General features: G+C 71.8%; 17 protein-coding genes. 4 read left to right on the plus strand and 13 right to left on the minus strand.

All coding sequences use genetic code 11. The annotated features are described in order from the left end of the window. From ureA to ACFXMF_RS29715, 4 genes are all read right to left on the minus strand, one after another. The coding region (gene ureA / locus ACFXMF_RS29700) for an urease subunit gamma (protein WP_380020853.1) at nucleotides 1-288 on the minus strand (288 nt) is incomplete at its 3' end. Between the two features lie 168 nt (nucleotides 289-456). After that, nucleotides 457-1,632 carry an agmatine deiminase family protein gene (locus ACFXMF_RS29705; protein WP_360316137.1) on the minus strand — a complete coding sequence of 392 codons (1,176 nt, stop codon included), beginning with the start codon at nucleotides 1,630-1,632 and terminating at the stop codon, nucleotides 457-459. A 74-nt stretch (nucleotides 1,633-1,706) separates the two neighbouring features. Then, on the minus strand, nucleotides 1,707-2,879 hold the full coding sequence (locus ACFXMF_RS29710; RefSeq protein WP_379988545.1) for an agmatine/peptidylarginine deiminase: 1,173 nt from the start codon (nucleotides 2,877-2,879) through the stop codon (nucleotides 1,707-1,709). Between the two features lie 485 nt (nucleotides 2,880-3,364). Next, on the minus strand, nucleotides 3,365-3,949 hold the full coding sequence (locus ACFXMF_RS29715) for a TetR/AcrR family transcriptional regulator (RefSeq protein WP_360316131.1): 585 nt from the start codon (nucleotides 3,947-3,949) through the stop codon (nucleotides 3,365-3,367). A gap of 339 nt (nucleotides 3,950-4,288) precedes the next feature. Here ACFXMF_RS29715 and ACFXMF_RS29720 point away from each other — a divergent pair, with 339 nt between their 5' ends. The 4 genes from ACFXMF_RS29720 to ACFXMF_RS29735 all read left to right on the plus strand — a co-directional run bounded on the left by ACFXMF_RS29720 (nucleotide 4,289) and on the right by ACFXMF_RS29735 (nucleotide 8,302). Continuing rightward, nucleotides 4,289-5,482 (plus strand): agmatine/peptidylarginine deiminase, encoded by a 1,194-nt coding sequence (locus ACFXMF_RS29720; protein ID WP_379988544.1) that lies wholly within the window; start codon nucleotides 4,289-4,291, stop codon nucleotides 5,480-5,482. Beyond that, nucleotides 5,479-6,387, plus strand: coding sequence for a DUF4436 family protein (locus tag ACFXMF_RS29725; RefSeq protein ID WP_379988543.1), 909 nt, complete (start codon nucleotides 5,479-5,481; stop codon nucleotides 6,385-6,387). Before ACFXMF_RS29720 ends, ACFXMF_RS29725 begins: the two co-directional genes overlap by 4 nt. Nucleotides 6,388-6,492: 105 nt before the next feature. Continuing rightward, nucleotides 6,493-7,077: a TetR/AcrR family transcriptional regulator gene (locus ACFXMF_RS29730; protein WP_360316122.1), complete on the plus strand. Its 585-nt coding sequence runs from the start codon at nucleotides 6,493-6,495 to the stop codon at nucleotides 7,075-7,077. Nucleotides 7,078-7,177: 100 nt separating this feature from the next. Continuing rightward, complete coding sequence (locus ACFXMF_RS29735; RefSeq protein ID WP_379988542.1) at nucleotides 7,178-8,302, plus strand: agmatine/peptidylarginine deiminase; 1,125 nt, start codon at nucleotides 7,178-7,180, stop codon at nucleotides 8,300-8,302. Nucleotides 8,303-8,688: 386 nt separating this feature from the next. Here the strand turns inward: ACFXMF_RS29735 and ACFXMF_RS29740 are convergent, their stop codons facing one another. Genes ACFXMF_RS29740 through ACFXMF_RS29780 form a run of 9 tightly spaced genes read right to left on the minus strand, consistent with a single transcriptional unit; the run spans nucleotide 8,689 to nucleotide 16,899 of the window. Further along, nucleotides 8,689-10,035 (minus strand): ammonium transporter, encoded by a 1,347-nt coding sequence (locus tag ACFXMF_RS29740; protein WP_379988553.1) that lies wholly within the window; start codon nucleotides 10,033-10,035, stop codon nucleotides 8,689-8,691. Nucleotides 10,036-10,055: 20 nt separating this feature from the next. Beyond that, a complete protein-coding gene (locus ACFXMF_RS29745; RefSeq protein WP_360316117.1) occupies nucleotides 10,056-10,994 on the minus strand; it encodes an urease accessory protein UreD in 939 nt (312 codons plus the stop codon). 1 nt (nucleotide 10,995) lies between these two features. Then, nucleotides 10,996-11,616 carry an urease accessory protein UreG gene (gene ureG / locus ACFXMF_RS29750; RefSeq protein WP_360316114.1) on the minus strand — a complete coding sequence of 207 codons (621 nt, stop codon included), beginning with the start codon at nucleotides 11,614-11,616 and terminating at the stop codon, nucleotides 10,996-10,998. Between the two features lie 47 nt (nucleotides 11,617-11,663). After that, nucleotides 11,664-12,419 (minus strand): urease accessory protein UreF, encoded by a 756-nt coding sequence (locus tag ACFXMF_RS29755; RefSeq protein WP_379988541.1) that lies wholly within the window; start codon nucleotides 12,417-12,419, stop codon nucleotides 11,664-11,666. Nucleotides 12,420-12,424: 5 nt separating this feature from the next. Next, nucleotides 12,425-14,149 (minus strand): urease subunit alpha, encoded by a 1,725-nt coding sequence (gene ureC, locus ACFXMF_RS29760; protein WP_360316109.1) that lies wholly within the window; start codon nucleotides 14,147-14,149, stop codon nucleotides 12,425-12,427. Between the two features lie 3 nt (nucleotides 14,150-14,152). Beyond that, on the minus strand, nucleotides 14,153-14,662 hold the full coding sequence (locus ACFXMF_RS29765) for an urease subunit beta (protein ID WP_360316107.1): 510 nt from the start codon (nucleotides 14,660-14,662) through the stop codon (nucleotides 14,153-14,155). Beyond that, nucleotides 14,659-15,561, minus strand: coding sequence for a cobalamin biosynthesis protein CbiX (locus tag ACFXMF_RS29770; protein ID WP_379988539.1), 903 nt, complete (start codon nucleotides 15,559-15,561; stop codon nucleotides 14,659-14,661). Before ACFXMF_RS29770 ends, ACFXMF_RS29765 begins: the two co-directional genes overlap by 4 nt. 4 nt (nucleotides 15,562-15,565) lie before the next feature. After that, entirely contained in the window at nucleotides 15,566-15,871 is a 306-nt protein-coding gene (locus tag ACFXMF_RS29775) for an urease subunit gamma (RefSeq protein WP_360316102.1), read from the minus strand. Continuing rightward, a complete protein-coding gene (locus ACFXMF_RS29780) occupies nucleotides 15,868-16,899 on the minus strand; it encodes an urea transporter (protein WP_379988538.1) in 1,032 nt (343 codons plus the stop codon). Before ACFXMF_RS29780 ends, ACFXMF_RS29775 begins: the two co-directional genes overlap by 4 nt. Nucleotides 16,900-16,939 lie beyond the last annotated feature (40 nt).

The following is a 16,939-nucleotide window of genomic DNA, read 5'->3' on the forward strand; positions in this document are numbered from 1 at the left end:
GATAACCACGGCGAGCCTGTTTCCTTCCCGGAAGACGGCTTCGACGTAGACCTCGGTGACCAGGTCGAGGACGCCGGGCAGCACGTCGTCCGGGCCGAGTACGCACCGGCCGGCCTTGATGGCGTCCGCGAGCCGGTGCCCGGCGCGGGCCGCCTCGCATACGGTGTCGGCGATCAGCGCGGTCGCCTCGGGCATGTTCAGCAGCAACCCGGCGGCCTGCCGACGGCGCGCGAGTTCGGCTGCGTTGAACAACAGCAGCCGGTCGCGCTCGGTCGGGGTCAACTGCACGGTCTCTCCTGGTGGTTCGGGGCGTGCCGGGGCATGTCTCGGATCCCCCGGGCGCCGCGGTGCGAGCGCGGCGAGGGGGCCGCAGGGCGGACGCCGGGCGTCGCGGTGCCCGGTGGTGGATCGAGGACACGCCCCGGGCGGGGCAGGCCGATGGTGCTCCCCGGCCGCCTACTTGGGCGCGGGCGCGGCCGGTTGGTCGTGGGTGGCGCAGTGGATGCCGCCGCCGCCGGCGGCGATGGCGTCGATCGGGACCGGCACGATCTCGCGGCCGGGGAAGTGCTCGCGCAGGATCTGCTGCGCCCGGTCGTCCGCGCGCTTGTCGCCGAAGCGCGGCACGAACAGCGCGCCGTTGGCCACATAGAAGTTGGCGTAGCTGGAGACGAAGGCGTCGCCGCGGCCGGTGATCAGGTCCGGATCGGGTTGCGGGAGGTCGACGACCCGAAATCGTTTGCCCTGTGCGTCGACCTCGTTCTCGAGCACGGAACGGGCCTGGGCACCGGCCCGCGACCAGGAGTCCGCGGGGTTGTCGGGGAACGCGGTGTCCAGCAGGACCGCGCCGGACGCGGTGTACCGGACCAGGCAGTCGACGTGCGCGTCGGTGATGTCCTCGCCCCGGACACCCGCGAACCAGACGACGCGCGTGACGCCGAGCGTCTCCTTGAGTTCGTCCTCCACCTGCTGTCGGCTCTTGCCGCGGTTGCGGTTGTCGTTGACCACCGAGCTCTCGGTGACCAACAGTGTGCCGCGGCCGTCGGTCTCGAACGAGCCGCCTTCGGCGACCAGGGGGGCTTGCCGGCGGGAGATGCCGTAGTGCGTGAGGACGCCGCGCGCGACCCGGGCGTCGTTGCCGTGCCGTTGCTTGTTCCCCCAGCCGTTGAAGTTGAAGTCCACGCCGGTGACCGCGCCGCCGTCCTCGACGAACACCGGGACGATGTCCCGCGCCCACAGGTCGTCGACGGGGATGGCCAGGACCTCGGTGTCGCTACCGCAGGCGTTCTGCGCGGCGGCCTGTTGGTCTGCGCCGGCCAGGACCACGACCGGCTCGTACTCGGCGACCGCCCGGGCCAGCCGGGCGATGTCCTGGCGTACCGCGGGCAGGTCGGTGCCCCAGATTCCGGCGGAGGCGGGCCAGGCCATGAACGTGCGCTCGTGCCGGTCCCATTCGGCGCCGAATCGCCGTTTCGCGGGTGTGCCCGACCCGCCACCCGGAGTTTCGGCGCCGGTCCCCCGACCGGGTGGATCGGACGCGGCGTCCTCGGTACAGGCGGTGGCGCCGAGGGCGACGGCACCGGCGGCGAGCAGGCCGCGCAGGAGGGCACGACGGGAGGGGAGGGCAGCGGACACGGGGAACTCCGGGTGGGGGTGGTGCGGTTGGTGCCGGGGACGGCCGGCACCCGGGGCGGTGCGAAGGGGGTCGGTCAGGGCGCGGGCTCCTGCATCGTGGTGCAGTGGATGCCGCCGCCGCCTCCGCCGATCCGGTCGGTGTCGAGTTGCACCACCTGGCGGCCGGGGTACGCGGCGGCGACGACCCGGCGGGCCGCCTCGTCCTTGGTGCGGTCGCCGAACTGGGACATGACCACGCCGCCGTTGCACACGTGGAAGTTGACGTAGGAGTCGACGAAGTCGGGGTTCGACGAACGGATGGTGTCCGGGCCGTCGATGCGGACGACCTGGAGACGGCGGCCGCGGGCGTCCGTCGCGGCGGACAGGATCGCCAGTTGTCGGCGGGCGTCCTTCGCCCAGATGTCGGTGCGGCTCGCGGGCGGGACCTGCACCATGACGACGCCGGGGCCGATGAAGCGCGAGGTGGCGTCGATGTGGTCGTCGGTGATGTCCTGGCCCTTGATGCCGGGCACCCAGATCATCTTGCTCGCGCCGTAGGCGGCGAGGACGGCCTGCTCGACCTGTGCCTTGGTCATGCCGGGGTTGCGGTTGTTGTCGACCAGGCTGCTCTCGGTGGCCATGACGGTGCCGTCCCCGTCGGTTTCGATGGCGCCGCCTTCGCCGGTGAACCCGGCTCGGGTGAAGGCGAGTCGGTCGTACGCGGCGATGTTCGCGGCTACGCGGGCGTCCTTGGCGTGCGTCTGCTTGTTGCCCCAGCCGTTGAACCCGAGGCCGACCGCGTCGCGGCCGCCCTGGCCGTCGGTGCGAAAGACCGGCGCGGTGTCGCGGGCCCACAGGTCGTCGACGGGTATCGAGCTGATGACGGTGACCGTGGAGCCGCACTTGGCGCGCGCGGCGCTCGCACCGGCGGCGTCCGGCGCACACATGATCACCGGTTCGAACCGGGCGATCGTCCGGGCGATCAAGGCGATGTCGTTCTGCACGCCGCCGAGCTGACGGCCCCAGATGGAGGAGTTGGTCGGCCAGGCCATCCAGGTGCGGACGTGCGCGACGTCGTCGGCCGGGATCCGCAGGGCCGCCGCGGCGCGCTCGGCCGCCGCCCGCGCGGCCGGGGCCAGGACCGCCTGACCGCCGACCGCCAGGCCGGTCGCTCCGAGCAGGGCTCCGCCGAGCACTCGGCGGCGCGAGGGCCCTGCGTCGATCGCCCCGGAATCGGAGTGAGGGGTGTTGCTGCGCGCTCCATGCATGGCTGGCTCTCCCTGTCGGGTGATAGCTCCGCCGTTCGGCGGCACGGATGGACGAAGACCGGGGTGCGCGGGGTTGCCGACGGCACCGGGCGCACCAGACACCCGGCGTCCGTCGACGCCCCCGTGACCACCGGACCGGCCTGTGACGCCGCGCGCCACGGGTTGTGCGGCGGGCGGGTAGGCCGGTCCGGTGTGTCCACACTGTTCCACTGACTGAAAAATCAGTCAAGACTGCGGACCGGATTGGACCGCGGCGGATTCGAACGGGGTCACGGACGGGCAGCGCCACTACGGCGGCCGGGCGCACGCTGCGCCGCAGGGGTGTACAGACGGGGTCGGCGGATCGGCGGATCGGCGCGGTCTACCCGCCAATGAGCTTATGAAGCAAGGGAGTTGGCGCCATCCCTGCCGCGTGCGCAACCGCCCGGCGCGGCCCCCGGGGCGACCCTGGGCGCAGCCCCCGGGCCGACACCTGGGAGGGCCCCTCAGGCGCGGCCGAGGCGGGAGAGTTCGGCGTCGATCGCGCCGAGTATCAGCGTGCGGGCCCGGTCGAGGGTCAGCCCCTCGCTCAGCCAGCGCCCGCTGAGCCCTTCGAGGAGCGCCGTGAGCCGCTGGGCGGCCTCCAGCGCCAGGCTCGCGGGCACCGCCGGCAGCACCGCCGCGATCAGGCCGGCGACCTCGCCGTCCCATACCCGGGTGGCCTCGGCGAGTTCGGCGCGCAACAGGGCGTCGAACATCGCGCTTGCCCGCAACTCGCCCCACGCGGTGCTGTTCTCGCGCACCTCCGCGGTGTCCTGGAACTCCAGGAGCAGCGTCTGCTCCAGCACCGCGCGCGGGTCCGTCAGGTGCTCCGCGGCGACGTGTTCGGCCGTGTACCGCTCGGCCCGATTGTTGATGAACTCCAGGGTCGCGCGCAGTACTCCGGCGCGGTCCTTGAAGTGGTAGTAGATCAACCCGTTCGACACACCGGCCTCGGCGGCCAGTTCCTCGATGCGCAGGCCCCGGACCCCACGGCGGGCGATGAGCCGCGCCGCGGCTTCCATGATTACGGTACGACGGTCGTGGGCCATGGCTCGCCACCTTACCCTTCGGCACCACCGGCACCACGCGCCCCGCCCGGCCGGGCTCGGTCCGACGGATCCCGGCGCGTCGGGCCGCGTCGACCGAGGCCGTGCCGGAGGGGTGGCCGCATGGGGTTTTTCATTCGACCGTTTCTCCGGTGCGGCGAGGTGCGGTGCCGGGCTGCGCGGCGCCACCAGGGCAGGGCCCGGGTCGCGGCGGGGCCGTCACCCGGTCCGACGCGGCCCCGTGGCGGTTCGGGGGTCCGTTCCCGATTTGTGGGTATACGCCGCCGACCAGATCCCCCGGGGCGGCGGTGCCGCATCCGCCGAGCCCTGTCCGGAGCCGCCATGCCCGCCTCCCCGTCCCGCCGCGACGTGCTGAAGTCGCTCGCCGGGCTGGCCGTGCTCGGATCCGGCGCCGCCGCGTGCGGGGAGTCGGGCGGATCCGGTGCGGCGGAGCCGTCGACCGCGGCGCCGACCGGGCAGGCGTCCGGCACACCGTTGCCGGGGTCCGTCGCGGCCGGCGGTCGCGTGTTCGGTGCGGAGTGGGACCGCCACGAGCGCACGTTCATGTCGTGGCCCTCCTCCGCGGCGATCTGGGGCAGCGACCTGGGGCCGGTGCGGGCGGACATCGCCGGGATCGCCCGCGCCGTCGCCGAGTACGAGCCGGTCGTCATGATGGCTTCCCCCGGCCAGGAGGACGCGGCCCGCAGCGCCTGTGGGGGACGCGTCGAGGTGATCACCCTCGCCGTCGACGACCTGTGGGCGCGCGACACGGTCCCGGTGTTCGTCGAGGACGCCGGGAGGCTCACCGGCGTGGACTTCAACTTCAACGGCTGGGGGAACAAGCAGCCGCACGACAACGACGCGAAGGTCGGCCGGGAACTGCTCGCCCGCTACGGCATCCCGCGCGTGGTCGCCCCACTGGTCGCCGAGGGCGGTTCGTTCGAGACCGACGGCCGGGGAACCCTCCTGGTGACCGAGAGTTCGGTGGTCAACGACAACCGCAACCCCGGCAAGTCCCGGCAGCGGATCGAGGACGAGCTCGAACAGACCCTGGGCGTCACCCGGGTCGTCTGGTTCGCGGGTGTCCGGGGCGAGGACATCACCGACGCGCACGTCGACAGCCTGGTTCGCTTCACCACCCCCGGCACGGTCCTGCTCGACCGGGCGTTTCCCGGGACGCCGCCGGACTCGTGGTCCCGCGCGAGCGACCAGGCCCAGGCCGTCCTGGCAAATGCCGTCGACGCCCGCGGCAAGCCCCTCGACGTCGTGGAACTCCCGCAGCCCGACCCGGACTTGATCGCCGGACACGGCGACAGCTTCGTCTCCACGTACGCGAACTTCTACGTCGCCAACGGCGCGGTGTTCGTGCCGCGCTTCGGCGACGACAAGGCCGACGACCGTGCGCAGCAGATCCTGCGCGACCACTTCCCCGGCCGCACGGTGGTGCCGCTGTCCATCGACACGATCGCCTCGGGCGGCGGCGGCATCCACTGCGCCACGCACGACATGCCCGCCGTCCCGCCGGCCGGGCGATGACGGAACCCGATCCCCGCGAGCACCGCCGAGCAGGGACGGGCCCGACCGGGAACTCCGCGAAGCCGCGTCGCCGCCTGTGGGGCCCCGCTCTGGTGGCGGCCGGCGTGTGCGCCGCGGCCGGCCTGGGCCTGTGGCTGCAAATCGGTGAGCGGCTCGCCCTCGACGAGCGCCACGTGGTCGGGTCCGGCGCGCCCGACCGGGTCGACGTCGACGCGTCCGTACAACGCGTGGACGCGGCAAGTCGGGAGTTGACCCTGCGGGTCGCGGTCGTCCCGCGCGGACGCCTGGCCGACCCGGACGGACTGTCCCCGGCCGGCGACCTGGTCGTCCGGACCTCGGCGGCGGTGCGCGGCGACCTGGCCTACCGTGCACACACCCGGATCGCGACGACGGACCTGCCGGTCGCGTTGGCCGGAGGAGCGGTCACCGACTACCCGTTCGACTCGTACGACACGGACCTGGAGTTCACCGCCCTGTACGACGGGCGGCCGGCTCCGGTGCGGATGACGCTCACCGACAACGACGCGCTGTTCAGCGCCCGCGTGCGGGCCGACGCCGGCGACGACGCCGCCGTGACGGTCGACCTGGCCCGCTCCAACAGTGTTCTGGTCTTCGCCGTCTTCATGATGGCGGCCATGTGGGCACTCGCCGTCGCGGTGGTCATCGGCACCCGGTACCTGGTCACCGGCCGCCGCGGGTTGGTGTGGCCGGCCCTCGGCTGGATGGCCGCGACGCTGTTCGCGCTGGCCGCGTTCCGCAACACCGCCCCCGGCAATCCGCCCATCGGCTCGATCCTGGACTACACGGCGTTCCTGTGGGCGGAGGCGATCGTCGCCGTCGCCGTCATCACGACCGTGGTCGCCGGCTACCGGGTCGAGACGCATGCGCGGGGACCGGAGCGGTGATCGCCGGGGCCGGAACGGTGATCGCGGAACCACCCGCGCGCTATGATGACTGAATATTCAGTTAGTACAAGGGGCGGCCGGGCGCCACCCCGGTGGGGTGCCAACGTGTCGAGCCGTCAGTCATTGATCTTGGAAACGGCCGCCGGGCTCATCGCCAGGCGAGGGGTGCGCGGCCTGCGGGTGGAGGAGCTGGCCGCCGAGGCCGGTGTGTCCGTCGGGCTGGTCTACTACCACTTCGGCGACCGGGCCGGGCTCATGCAGCGCACCTGGGAGTTCATCAACGAGCGCGCCGAGCGCTACACGTGGTCCGACAGCGATCCGGATCTGGATCCGCGCGGTCGCCTGGAGGAGATGTTGTTGCTCGAACTCCAGGACGCCCCGGAGGTGATGGAGAACAGCACGGCCTGGGGAGAGTTCCGGGCGAGCGCCATCTTCGTGCCGGAACTCGGCCTACAGGTCCGCGAGGCGACCGCGCAGTGGGTACGGGACGCGGAGGCGCTGGTCCGCCGCGGGCAGGACAATGGTGACATCACCCCGACCGTGGTCGCGGCCGACGCGGCCGAGCGGCTCACCGCCCTGGTCGAGGGCCTGAGCGAACGCTGGCTGGCCGGCTCGCTCCCCCTGGATCGGGCCCGCTTCCTGCTTCGCGGCGCACTGGCCCTGGAACTGGGACCGCAGCCGCGCGACTGACCCACGCCGGACCCGCCGCCACGAGCCACCCGCGTGGAATGGCACCCCCGTCGGCCCACAACCCGCGCCGCGCGGACCGGGGCCCGGATCGGAGAACCGTATGCCCGAACAGCCCGCTCCCCACCGCGGCATCCTGCGGCGAGCCGCCGAATGGGGTGCCGCCGTCATGGGCGCCGGAACCACGTCCGCCGATCCGGCGCCGGCGTCCGCCGACGGTGCGCCGCGCCGGCACGTGCCTGCCGACCACGTCCCGCATGCGCGCACGTGGATGTCCTGGCCGGCCGACCGCTCCATCTGGGGCCGCCGACTGGCGGGCGTGCAGGCCGACATCGCGCTGATCGCCCGAACGGTCGCCGCGTTCGAGCCGGTGGTGATGTGCGCGATCGACGAGCGCGCCGCGGCCGAGGCGCGGGCGCGCTGCGGGCCCGGCGTCACCGTCACCGCCGAGATCCCCACCGACGACCTGTGGATGCGGGACACGTGCCCGGTGTTCCGCACCGACGGCGCGGGCGGACTCGACGCGCTCGGGCTCGGCTTCAACGGCTGGGGCCGCAAGCAGACCCACCGCAACGACGCCCGCGTCGCCGAATACGTCGCCGAGTACGAGCAGCTGCCCTTCGGCCGCGCGGACTTCGTCGGCGAAGGCGGCGCGATCGAGACCGACGGCGACGGCACGGTCATGGCCACCGAGAGCAGCCTGGTCAACGCAAACCGCAACCGGGGCCTGAGCAAGGCGCGGATCGAGGCCGCCGTACTGCGCGCGTACGGCGCCACCACCATGTTGTGGGTACCCGGCGTCAAGGGCCGGGACATCACCGATGATCACATCGACGTGACCGCGCGCTTCGTCCGACCCGGCGTCGTCATGGTCCAGGTCCCCCCGGCCGACCGCACCGACATCTGGGCCCGGGACGCCCGCCGGCAGCTCGCCATCCTGTCCGCCGCGACCGATGCCCGGGGCCGCCGCCTCACCGTGACCACCGTCGAAGGCCCGGACGAACCCCGCAGCACCGAACGCGACTTCGTCGACTCCTACCTGAACTTCCACGTCGTCAACGGCGCCGTGATCACCGCGCAGTTCGGCGACCGCCCCAAGGACGAGGCGGCCCGCACCACCCTCGCCACCGCGTTCCCCGGACGCAGCATCGTGCAACTCGACGTCGACCGCCTGATGGCCGGCGGCGGCGGCATCCACTGCTCCACCATGCAACAACCCACCGGGTGACCCGACCACGCCACTTCCCCGGCACGGCCTCGGGCCCAACGCCACACCGTGCCGAGCAGCGTGTCGCAGGACGGCCCCATGGACGGCGGTTCGCGCATGCCGAGTCGCGCGAACTGCTCCTGGGCTCGCGCTCGCGCCTGCGTCTTCGCATTCGTCGACGGCCCGCACGACGGGGACGGCGCGCGACCGCACCCGGCCCTGGCCGAGGCAGTCGCCGGGGCGCCCGATCCCGACGACACCGAGGCCGTCGCGAAGGCCCTGCGGGAATTGGCGGCGCAGTTGTTCCGCGACGACATGACGTCGCCCCACGCGACACCCGGTCCCTCGCGGCCGAGCGGGCGCTCCTCGGGTCCGGCGGCTCGGGCCCGCCATGGGTGCGCGGGGCCTCAGTCGTCGTAGCGGGCGCGGAGGAGGCTGCGGATTTGTTCGACCAGTTCGCGGTCCGAGGTGGTGGGGCCGTCGGGCAGGAGCGCGCCGAGGCGTTCGGCGGTGCGGAAGTCGTATGCGCGCTCCTCGGCTTCGCCGGGGACGGCTTCGTACGGGTGGACGGCACGGAAGCCGATCGTGACGTCGATGGCCTTGGCGATGATCCAGGTGAGGAGGAAGGAGAAGGCCGCCACGCTCGCGATGGCCACCAGTTGTTTGCCGAGCAGGGCGAGGCCGCCGCCGTAGAACAGGCCCTCGTGGCCGCTGATCCGGGCGGTCGCGAACAGGCCGACCATGATCAGGCCGATCAGGCCGCCGACCCCGTGCACGCCCACCACGTCCAGGGTGTCGTCCACGCCGACGCGATACTTCCAGGTGATCGCGAACGCGCAGACGAAGCCGGTGACCAGGCCGGTGATCAAGGCGGCGAAGGGATCGATCTCACCGCACGCCGGAGTGATGGCGACCATGCCCGCGACCGCCGAGGACACCACGCCGACCGTGCTGACCCGCCCGGTGCGCCACTTCTCCACCAGCGGCCAGGTCACCATCGCACCGGCCGCACCCAATTGCGTGTTCAGGAACGCCGTCGCGGCCGTGCCCTGTGCGCCGAGGGCCGAACCGGCGTTGAAGCCGAACCAGCCGAACCACAACAGGCCCACGCCGATCACCACGAGCGGAATGTTGTTGGGACGCTCCTCCCGACGGGCGAGGTCGGCCGGGGTGCGCAGGGCCAACGTGACCGCCAGGCCCGACACGCCGGAGTTGAGTTCGACCGGCAGGCCACCCGCGAAGTCCACCGCACCCAGATGCTCGACGATCCACCCGTCGGGGTCGAACACCCAGTGCGCGACGGGCACATACACGATCAGCAGCCAGACGGCCACGAAGACGAGCCAACCCTTCATCGTGGCCCGGTCCGCGATCGACCCGCTGATCAGCGCGACGGTGACGATCGCGAAGCCCATCTGGAAGGTGCTGTACACATAGGTCGGGATTCGACCGGTGAGCGTGTTGAACTCGATCCCGCGCATGAACGAGTGGTCCAGATCGCCGATCAGCCCCGCACCGCCGACGTCCGGCCCGAACGCCAGGGAGTAGCCGACGGCGAACCACAGGATGCTGCCGAAGCACAGCGCGGCGAAGCTCATCTTCACCATCATCAGGACGTGCCTGGTGCGCACCATGCCGCCGTAGAAGAACGCCAGACCCGGCGTCATCAGCAGGACCATCGCGGTGGAGGCGAGCAACCACGCGGTGTCGCCGGAGTCGTAACCGGCCGGCATCGGAGCGAGGGCGGTGTCGATCGACATGGGAATCCTCTTGGTCAGGACTTGCGCAGGTCCGGCGCGGGTCCGCCGGTCAGGAGTCGTCGGGCCGCGTCCCAGGAGGCGAGTCGGGCCGCTTCGACGCGCATCGGGCAGTGGTCGAGCAGGCGCAGCCACGCGCCGCAGTCGTGCGGCAGAGTGCTGACGCCGAAACGCAGGTCTTGGCCGGCCAACGCGGTGTGCAGGGCGTCCGCGATGCGTTCGGGGGGCACCCGATCGGTGACCACGTGCAGCGTGTGGACGAGGTCGTGCCCGGCGAAGACCCCGGGGCCGAGCACACCGGCCGTACCGGGTTCCAGGCGCAGCGTGTCGACCACCAGCAATCGGCCGTCGGGGCGGCGCATCCGCAGATCGCCGGCGAGGGTGCGGTAGGCGTGCCGTTCGCCCCGGGCCAGCCGGCCGGCGGTGATCGTCTCGCTCAGGAGCACCGTGGCGCCCGGTTCGACGACGACGTCGGTGTGTTGGTAGAAGCGGCTGTCCGCGAAGGGGATGATCGGGTCGGGCAGATATTCGACGTAGGATCCGGCCCGCGCGGTGAGGTGCACGCGCTGGGTCGCGTAGTCGTGTTCCATCCGGTAGACCTTGGTCGCCGACTGGGTCGTCACATGCACCCTGGTGTCGGGTCCGCAGTCGAAGTCCATCCGGTAGCGGTCGGCCTGGGCCACGCCGCCGCCGGTGGACATCACGAACACGTAGGCCATGTCGGTCAGATGCGGGTCGAACCACATCGGTCGCATCAGTTGCAGCGGCGACTTCTGGTAGCGCTCGACCAGTTCGGTCCGCCCGGAGCGGACCGCGAAGCCCAGGTCGAGGATGCCGACCTTGGCGGGCGAGCCGACCGGCAGGGTGTCCGGAACCGACGCCAGTGCCGCGATCGGGCCCGGCACCCGGGGCGTCTCGTAGTACCGGGGCGCGAGTCGGTCGAGTGCCGTGCGCACGTCAGATCAGTACCTTGCGGCGCGCTTCCAGGAAGTCGGCGACGTCCTGCACGCCCCGACCGCCGAGACAGTCGGTGAGGATCACGGGGGCGCCGTCGCGGACCCGAATCGCATCGGACTCCATCACCGCGACGTCGGTGCGCACGTACTGTGCGATGTCCACCTTGTTGATCACCAGCAGGTCGGATTCGGTGATGCCGGGCCCGCGTTTGCGCGGCATCTTCTCCCCCTCGGCGGTGTCGAGGACGAAGACGAACAGGTCGGCGAGTGCCGGACTGAAGGTGAGGGTGAGGTTGTCGCCGCCGCTCTCGTACAGCAGCGTGTCGACGTCGGGGAATCGCTCCAGCATCTCGGCGCCGGCCGCGAGGTTCATCGTCGGGTCGTCGCGCACGGCGGTGTGCGGGCAGGCGCCGGTCTCGACCCCGACGATCCTGCCCGGTTCGAGGATGCCGTCCAGGGTGCGGCGCACGTGCTGGGCGTCCTCCTGGGTGTAGATGTCGTTGGTGATCACCGCGGGGTGGTTGCCGCGCGCGATCATCAGCGGGACCAGTGCCTCGATCAGCGCGGTCTTGCCCGAGCCGACCGGGCCGCCGATGCCGATCCGAAAGACGTTGTCGTCCATGTGGTGCCCTTCTCGCGATGGGATGGTGTGCTGCCGGGGGGCGCTGCTCAACTGGCGAACAGGCGTGCCTCGGCCCGTTCGTGCCGGCCGGACATGACGTCGCAGGCGAACACGCTCGCCCCGAGATCGGCCCGGTCGCGCCGCAGCGCCTGCTCGGTGGTCTCCTCGATCACCGGCGCGACGTGCCGCAACAGCGCCTGGGTGCTGCGGTGATCGGTCAGCCGCAGGCGCAGCGCCGCGCCCGCGAAGCTGACGCAGTACGCGAACAGGTCGGCGGCCACGGCTGCCCGCACCGCCACCCCGGTGGCGGCGTAGACGACACCGGTGACCACGGCCTGGGTTCCGATCGCCTCGCGGGCGGTGACCGCTCGGTGGTAGTCGGCGATCTGCGGTCGATCGAAGATCTCTTGTGCCAGGTCCAGGAGTTGGCGCCCGGTCCGGGTCGAGGCCAGGCGCATCTCGCGGCTGAGCTTGGTCGCGTACAGGTGCTCGTCGACGTCGATCACGTCCGCACGGTTCCCGGCCGCCGCGGCCCGGTGCGCGAGCGCGAGGGCGGTGGCGTCCGTGGGCCCGACGCCGTGTCGCAGCAGGTCCTCGAGCAGTGCCGGCAGCGAGTCCGGGTCCACGGCCTTGGCCTGTGCGAAGCCCTCCAGGCTGTGCGAGAGCGTGTAGAAGCCGCTCGGGAACGCGGAGTCGGTCAGTTGCAGGATCACCAACAGGGGATCGAGACCGCGGCCCGCGTGGCCGGGCGCCTCGGCGGGTGGGGCGCTTCCCTCCGCCGCGCCCTCCTGCTCCGTGTACATCCGCTCTAGGCCAGGAAGAAGAGTTGATTCAACGGCAGTTCGGCCGCCGGCGCGATGGAGGCGACCTCGCCGTCGAGGGTGACCCGGTAGGTCTCGGGGTCCACCTCGATGTGTGGCAGGGCGTCGTTGCGGATCATGTTGTGCTTGCCGATGGTGCGGGTGCGGCACACCGGTTTGATCTGCCGCTTGAGGTCGAGCCGCTGCGGCACCTCGTTGTCGATGGCCGCGTTCGACATGAAGGTGACGTGGGTGGCCTGCAGGGCGCGACCGAGCCGGCCGAACATCGGCCGGTAGTACACCGGTTGCGGGGTCGGCAGGGACGCGTTGGGGTCGCCCATCCGGGCCCACGAGACGATGCCGCCCTTGATCACCATCTTGGGCTTGGCGCCGAAGGAGTGCATCGGCCACAGCACGATGTCGGCGAGTTTGCCCTTCTCGATCGACCCGACGTGATCGGAGATGCCGGTGGCGATGGCCGGGTTGATGGTGACCTTGGCCAGGTACCGCAACACGCGCCGGTTGTCGTTGCGCTCGCTGTCGCCCGCCAGTTTGCCGCGCTGGTCCTTGCAGTGGTGGGCGATCTGGAAGGCGCGGGTGACCGATTCGCCGACCCGGCCCATGGCCTGCGAGTCGGACGCGATGATGCTGATCACCCCGAGGTCGTGCAGCACGGTCTCGGCCGCGATCGTCTCGGCCCGCACCCGGCTGTCGGCGAAGGCGACGTCCTCGGGGATCTCGTGGCTCAGGTGGTGGCAGACCATCACCATGTCCAGGAGTTCGTCCACCGAGTTGCGGGTGTACGGCAGCGTCGGGTTGGTCGACGCGGGCAGTACGTTCGACTCGCCGGCGACCCGGATGATGTCGGGGGCGTGGCCGCCGCCCGCGCCCTCGCTGTGGAAGGTGTGGATGGTGCGGCCGTCGATCGCCGAACGGGTGTCCTCGAAGAACCCACCCTCGTTGAGGGTGTCGGTGTGGATGGAGACCTGCACGTCGTAACGGTCGGCCACTTCAAGGGAGTTGCGCACGACGGCCGGGGTCGCGCCCCAGTCCTCGTGCACCTTCAGGCCGCACGCGCCCGCCTCGATCTGCTCGTTCAGTGCCTCGGGCAGGCTGCCGTTGCCCTTGCCGAGGATGCCGACGTTGACCGGCCAGTCCTCGACCGCCTGGAGGAAGCGGGAGATGTTGTACGGCCCCGGTGTGCACGTGGTGCCGTTGGTGCCGTCGGTGGGTCCGGTGCCGCCGCCGATCAGGGTGGTGATGCCGTTGCTCAGCGCGTTCTCCGCCTGCTGCGGCGCGATCAGGTGCACGTGGGTGTCGATCGCGCCGGGGGTGGCGATCAGGTGCTCGCCGGAGATGGCCTCGGTGCCCGGGCCGATCACCAGGTTCGGGTCGACCCGGTCCTGGGTCTGCGGATTGCCGGACTTGCCGATGCCGGCGATCATGCCGTTTCTGATGCCGATGTCGCACTTGACGATGCCCGCGATCGGGTCGATCAGCACGACGTTGGTGATCACCGTGTCCAGGGCGCCCTGGGCGGAGGTGGCCTGCGGGTCGGCGGACATGCCGTCGCGGAAGGACTTGCCACCGCCGTAGACGACTTCGTCGCCGTACTGGCCCTCGCTGAAGTCCTTTTCCACCTCGACCAGCAGATTGGTGTCCGCGAGGTGGAAGCGGTCGCCCACGGTCGGGCCGAACAGGTCCGCGTACTGTTTGCGTGTCAGGATGGGCATCGGTCAGGAACCCTTCTTCTTCTTGGCGGCGGGAGCCTTGCGGCCGGCCGCGGGAGCCTTGCGCCCGGCTCCGGGCTTCGCGGCACGGGTCTTCGCGGCAGCGGAGTCGACGGGGGCGGACTTCTTCGGGGACGCCACACCCTCGGCGCCTTCGAAGCCCAGCTCGATCGCCCTGCGCACCGCCTCCACCCGCACCGGGTGGGACGCGAGGCTGCCGTTGAGCAGTCCGCTGAAGCCGACGATGCGACCGGTGCCCGCGTACTCGCACAGTTCCACCTCGCGGGTGCCGCCGGGTTCGAGCCGAATCGACGTACCGGCGGCGATGTTCAGGTGCATGCCCAGGGTTTGGCCTCGGTCGAAGGACAGCGCCGAGTTGACCTCGAAGAAGTGGTAGTGCGAACCGATCTGCACGGCACGATCGCCGGTGTTGCGCACGGTGACCTTCAGCGTGCGACGACCGGCGTTGATCTCGATCGGGTCGTCGGCGTACAGGTATCTCGGGCGGGGTTTCATGCGGTACTCCTGGTGTCGGCGGGCAACGGGAACTCCGCGCCCGGTGGCGGGGACGGGGCGGCTCCGGCGACCGGCGCGGTCGGGTCCGGGTGGGGGTGGAAGTGGCGGTGGACGCGGTGGTCGTGCCCTTGAGCGGACGGGTGGTCGTGGTCACCGCCGCGACCGTCGGGCCCGGGCCCGGGCCGGTGGCTGTGCGCGAGGCCGTGGTCGTGATCGGCGAGCGGGGCGCCGGTCAGGCCCGCGTCGCCGGCGTCGTACCGGGCCCACGCGGTGGCCACGCGCGCCGCGAGCACCTCCGCCAGCGCGGCCGGCGAAAGCAGCGGACCCGTCGACACCGCGCGCGGGATCGCCGCGACGTCCGGCGCGGCGAAGGCGGCCAGCAGCACCGCCACCCGCTCGGCGCCCAGCAGACGACAGCGACGCAGCCCCTCGACCGGATCGGGATCACCGCCGACGAAGGAGACCTCGACGACGCGATGCCCGCCGTGGCACCGGACCAGACTGGCCACGCGCGCCAACTCGGCGTCCTCGTACGGATCGCCGCCGGGCGCGGTGATCAACAGCGCCGCGTCTGCGGGGGCGCGCCGGGCCGCCGCCCGCAGCCACCCGACGAGGTGCACACAGGTCGCGAACGGCTCGGCCAACACGACGCGCGCACCGCGGCCGGGAGCGAGCGAGCGCAGCGTGCGCGCGGCGTCCGCGGCCAGGCCGGGTTGACGTCCGAGGGTCATCGGCACCACGCACACCCGCGCGCCCTCGCGCACGAGTTCGCTCACGCGGCGATACAGCGCGCGCCCACCGGCCACCGCGTCCACGCCGGGCGGCAGGATCGCGCGCAACGCACGGCCGGCGTCGGCCTCGTGCCCGCACACCGCGACGACCCGGTCCGAGCCGGCCACCGGCTCAACCGCCGATGGGGTCGTGGCACGAGACCAGCTTGGTGCCGTCCACGAACGTGGCCTCGACCTGTAGAAGTGGGAGCATCTCGCGTACGCCCGGCATCGCGACGTTCTTGCCGACGATGTGCCGACCCAGTTCCATGCAGTCGGCCACGGTCTTGCCGTCGCGGGCGCCCTCCAGGATCGCCTCGGTGATCAGCGCGACGGACTCCGCGTAATTGAGCCGCAGTCCGCGCTCGCGTCGTTTGCGGGCGAGATCGGCGACGACGTAGACGAGCAGTTTGTCGATCTCGCGAGGGGCCAGATTCATCGCGGGTGCCTTTCCGGAAGGGGGGATGGGCCGGGGACGGCGACGGGATCGCCCGAAGGCGCGGGCGCACGCGCGGGCCGAAGCCGGGGAAGCCCGGGCACGGCCGCCATCAGCACCCACGTGGTGAGGATGAAGGGCCACGTGAAGGTGTGGCCGCCGAAGGTCTTGAACAGCGTGGTGAGCGCGGCGGTCAGGCCGGTGGCCGCGGCGGCGCCGAAGAGCGCGTACAGGCCGTTCGGGACGGTCCCGGCCAGCAGGACCGCACCCACCGCGATCGCGACCAGGACCGCGTTGTATCCGTAGATGCCCTGGGCGATCAGCGTGTTCGGCGCTCCCAGCGCCCATGCGGTGAGGATGCCGACCATGCTGCCGAGGGCCGCGAATCCCACCACCCGCAGACCCGCGAAGGTCAGTCCCAGCAGCATGATCAGGCCGACCTGCCACTCCTGGACCAGGAAGATCTGCGAGACGTTCGAAAAGAACGCCCGCCGGATGTCGCCCCAGGTCAGCACGTCGACGCGCGCCGTGGTGTCGGCGAGCGCGGCCGGCGAACCGTGCCAGATGCGATCGAAGGACGGTGCGCCGAGCACCATCACGCCGGACACGAGACAAAAGGGCGCGGTGAGCGGCGTCAGTCCGTACGGGCCGAGCAGCGTCGTCAGGGCCGCCCCGAGCAGCGGGCAGAGGATCGCGCCGAGTACGGCGAGGAGGTAGGTCGAGGGATGGTTGCCCAGGTAGGTCACCAGCGCGATGCCGGTCAGACAGCCCGAATAGCCGTGCAGGCCCTGGGCGATGGCGCCGCGATCGACGCCAAGGACCGCGGCGGTCGCGGTCGAGACGGCGGTGCCGATGACCGCGAACAGCCCTACCGTCCAGTCCGCGACCCACAGGGCGGCCAGGAACAGGACTCCGGTGGCGACGGCGGGTTGCAGGTCCACCTGCCCGAAGCCGCGAATGAACGCGAGGAGAGCCGTCGACGCGGGCCGCACCGGCGTGAGCGGGCTCGGATGCGTGGCGGTCGACGGCATGTGTGCGGCTCCACGCATCGGATGGGACGACGATTCACAA

It is taken from the genome of Embleya sp. NPDC059213 (genome assembly GCF_042754445.1).
In the GTDB taxonomy this organism is placed as follows: domain Bacteria; phylum Actinomycetota; class Actinomycetes; order Streptomycetales; family Streptomycetaceae; genus Embleya.